At 60.7% G+C, this 3,236-nt stretch carries 4 protein-coding genes; all 4 read left to right on the top strand.

What is annotated here, in order from left to right; all coding sequences use genetic code 11:
* A partial coding sequence (locus DBR24_RS18515; protein ID WP_128615467.1) for a rhomboid family intramembrane serine protease occupies window positions 1-645 on the top strand: 645 nt, incomplete at its 5' end.
* A 33-nt stretch (window positions 646-678) separates the two neighbouring features.
* Window positions 679-939, top strand: coding sequence for a YeaC family protein (locus tag DBR24_RS18510; RefSeq protein WP_123462815.1), 261 nt, complete (start codon window positions 679-681; stop codon window positions 937-939).
* On the top strand, window positions 936-1,766 hold the full coding sequence (locus DBR24_RS18505; protein WP_027613137.1) for a DUF2797 domain-containing protein: 831 nt from the start codon (window positions 936-938) through the stop codon (window positions 1,764-1,766). Before DBR24_RS18510 ends, DBR24_RS18505 begins: the two co-directional genes overlap by 4 nt.
* A 10-nt stretch (window positions 1,767-1,776) precedes the next feature.
* Window positions 1,777-3,236: aminopeptidase N (gene pepN / locus DBR24_RS32795; protein WP_256591625.1), on the top strand; the 1,460-nt coding region annotated here is incomplete at its 3' end.

Below are 3,236 nucleotides of genomic sequence, written 5' to 3'. Positions count from 1 at the left end.
CGTCCGAGCTTCGCCGAACAACTCAAACACGCCAAGGCCACCGGATTTATCCTGCTGCTGAGCCTGCTGGTCGGTGGCCTGACCTACCTGGGCGACAACCTCGACACCATCCGCCTGCTGACCTTCCTCGACTTCCGCGTGGTCGGCGAGTACATCCAGTTCACGCCGCTGGCCGACAGTCTGGCGGCGGGGCAGTGGTGGCGCCTGTTCACGCCGATGCTGCTGCACTTTGGCATCCTGCACCTGGCCATGAACGGCATGTGGTACTGGGAGCTGGGACGGCGCATCGAGTCACGTCAGGGCAGCATCAATCTGCTCGGTCTGACCCTGCTGTTCAGCCTGGTGTCGAACTACGCGCAGTTCGCCTGGAGTGGCCCGAGCCTGTTTGGCGGCTTGTCCGGCGTGCTCTACGGATTGCTCGGCCACTGCTGGATTTTCCAGTTGCTGGCGCCGAACCCGGCGTATCGCCTGCCGCGTGGCGTGCTGGTGATGATGCTGGTGTGGCTGGTGATCTGCATGTCCGGGCTGGTCTCGATGATCGGTTTCGGCCAGATCGCCAACGCCGCGCACGTTAGCGGGTTACTCATCGGATGCTTCACCGGTTTGTTGGGCGGTTTGTATAACCGCCGTAAACTGGCCGCCTAAAATTTTCAGTGAATAAAGAGCACGGAGACCCTGATGTCCTCTTTTAACGAAATGATCAACAACATCACCCCGGACATCTACGAGAGCCTGAAACTGGCCGTGGAAATCGGCAAGTGGTCCGACGGCGGCAAACTCACCGCCGAACAGCGCGAGCTGTCGTTGCAGGCGATGATCGCCTGGGAAATCCAGAACCTGCCTGAAGAGCAGCGCACCGGTTACATGGGCCCGCAGGAATGTGCGTCGAAGTCGATCGAAGTGCCGAACATCCTGTTCAAGTCGGATGCCATCCATTGATCGAGATTGGCCGCGGTGCAATCAGCAAAATGTCGGCGCGCCTCGACGGGCCGAACGTGCAATATGCGTTTCGTCTGGATGACGTCGAGGTGCCGGTCAATCCCATGATCGGCACCACGGTGCGTCTGGAGTACCTGGGGGCGATTCATTGCACCCATTGCGGACGCAAGACCAAAACCAGTTTCAGTCAGGGTTACTGCTACCCGTGCATGACCAAACTGGCGCAGTGCGACCTGTGCATCATGAGCCCGGAGCGCTGCCACTTCGAGGCCGGCACCTGCCGTGAACCGGAGTGGGGCCAGAAGTTTTGCATGACCGACCATGTGGTGTATCTGGCCAACTCGTCGGGCATCAAGGTTGGCATCACCCGCGCTACGCAATTGCCGACCCGCTGGCTTGATCAGGGCGCCAGTCAGGCGTTGCCGATCATGCGTGTGTCCACGCGCCAGCAGTCCGGCTTCGTCGAAGACCTGTTCCGCAGTCAGGTGGCGGACAAAACCAACTGGCGCGCGTTGCTCAAGGGCGATGCGGCGGCGGTGGACCTGGCGCAAGTTCGCGATCAGCTGTTTGAAAGCTGCGCCGAGGGCTTGCAAGGTCTGCAACAGCGATTCGGCCTACAGGCAATTCAGACGATTGCCGATGTCGAACCGCTCGAAATCCGCTATCCGGTCGAGCAATACCCGGCCAAAATCGTCAGCTTCAACCTGGACAAGAACCCGATTGCCGAAGGCACGCTGCTGGGGATCAAGGGCCAGTACCTGATTTTCGACACCGGCGTGATCAACATTCGTAAGTACACGGCCTATCAGCTCGCCGTGCATCAATAAGGATTCCAGCATGCGCACCGAACAACCGAAGATGATTTACCTGAAGGACTATCAGGCACCCGAGTACCTGATCGACGAGACGCACCTGACCTTCGAGTTGTTCGAGGATCACAGTCTGGTCCACGCGCAACTGGTGATGCGCCGCAACCCTGAGCGTGGCCCGGGCCTGCCGCCGCTGGTGCTCGACGGCCAGCAACTGGAGTTGCTTTCGGTGACCCTGGCCGACCAGGAACTCGGCGCCGACGACTATCAGCTGACGGAAAACACCCTGACCCTGCAGCCCGCCAGCGCCAGCTTCACCGTCGACACCAGCGTAAAGATCCACCCGGAAACCAACACCGCGCTGGAAGGCCTGTACAAGTCCGGGACGATGTTCTGCACCCAGTGCGAGGCCGAAGGCTTCCGCAAGATCACCTATTACCTCGACCGCCCGGACGTGATGAGCAAGTTCACCACCACCGTGGTCGCCGAGCAGCACAGCTACCCGGTGTTGCTCTCCAACGGCAACCCGATCGCCTCGGGCCCCGGCGAAGACGGCCGGCACTGGGCGACCTGGGAAGACCCGTTCATGAAGCCGGCGTACCTGTTTGCGCTGGTGGCCGGTGATTTGTGGTGCGTCGAAGACACCTTCACCACCATGACCAATCGCAATGTCGCGCTGCGCATCTACGTCGAGCCGGAAAACATCGACAAGTGCCAGCACGCGATGAACAGCCTGAAGAAGTCGATGCGCTGGGACGAAGAGGTCTACGGTCGCGAGTACGATCTGGACATCTTCATGATCGTCGCGGTGAATGACTTCAACATGGGCGCGATGGAGAACAAGGGCCTCAATATCTTCAACTCCAGCGCCGTGCTGGCCCGCGCCGAAACCGCCACCGACGCCGCGCACCAGCGGGTCGAGGCGATCGTCGCCCACGAATATTTCCATAACTGGTCGGGCAACCGCGTGACCTGCCGCGACTGGTTCCAGCTGTCGCTCAAGGAAGGTTTCACTGTGTTCCGTGACGCCGGGTTCTCCTCGGACATGAACTCGGCCACGGTCAAGCGCATTCAGGACGTGGCGTACCTGCGTACCCACCAGTTCGCCGAAGATGCAGGTCCCATGGCCCACGCGGTGCGGCCGGACAGCTTCATCGAGATTTCCAACTTCTACACCCTGACCGTGTACGAAAAGGGCTCGGAAGTGGTCGGCATGATCCACACCCTGCTCGGCGCCGAAGGCTTCCGCAAGGGCAGCGACCTGTATTTCGAACGCCACGATGGTCAGGCCGTGACCTGCGACGATTTCATCAAGGCCATGGAAGATGCCAACGGCGTCGACCTCAGCCAGTTCAAGCGCTGGTACAGCCAGGCGGGCACACCGCGTCTGGCGGTGAGCGAGTCCTACGACGCCGCAGCGAAGACCTACAGCCTGACCTTCCGCCAGAGCTGCCCGGCAACCCCGGACAAGGTCGAAAAACTGCCGTT

This window comes from Pseudomonas sp. HMWF006, from assembly GCF_003061205.1.
Lineage (GTDB): Bacteria > Pseudomonadota > Gammaproteobacteria > Pseudomonadales > Pseudomonadaceae > Aquipseudomonas > Aquipseudomonas monsensis.
The sequence above is the reverse complement of the archived record's forward strand: the minus strand, read 5'-3'. Positions and strand labels throughout refer to the sequence as shown.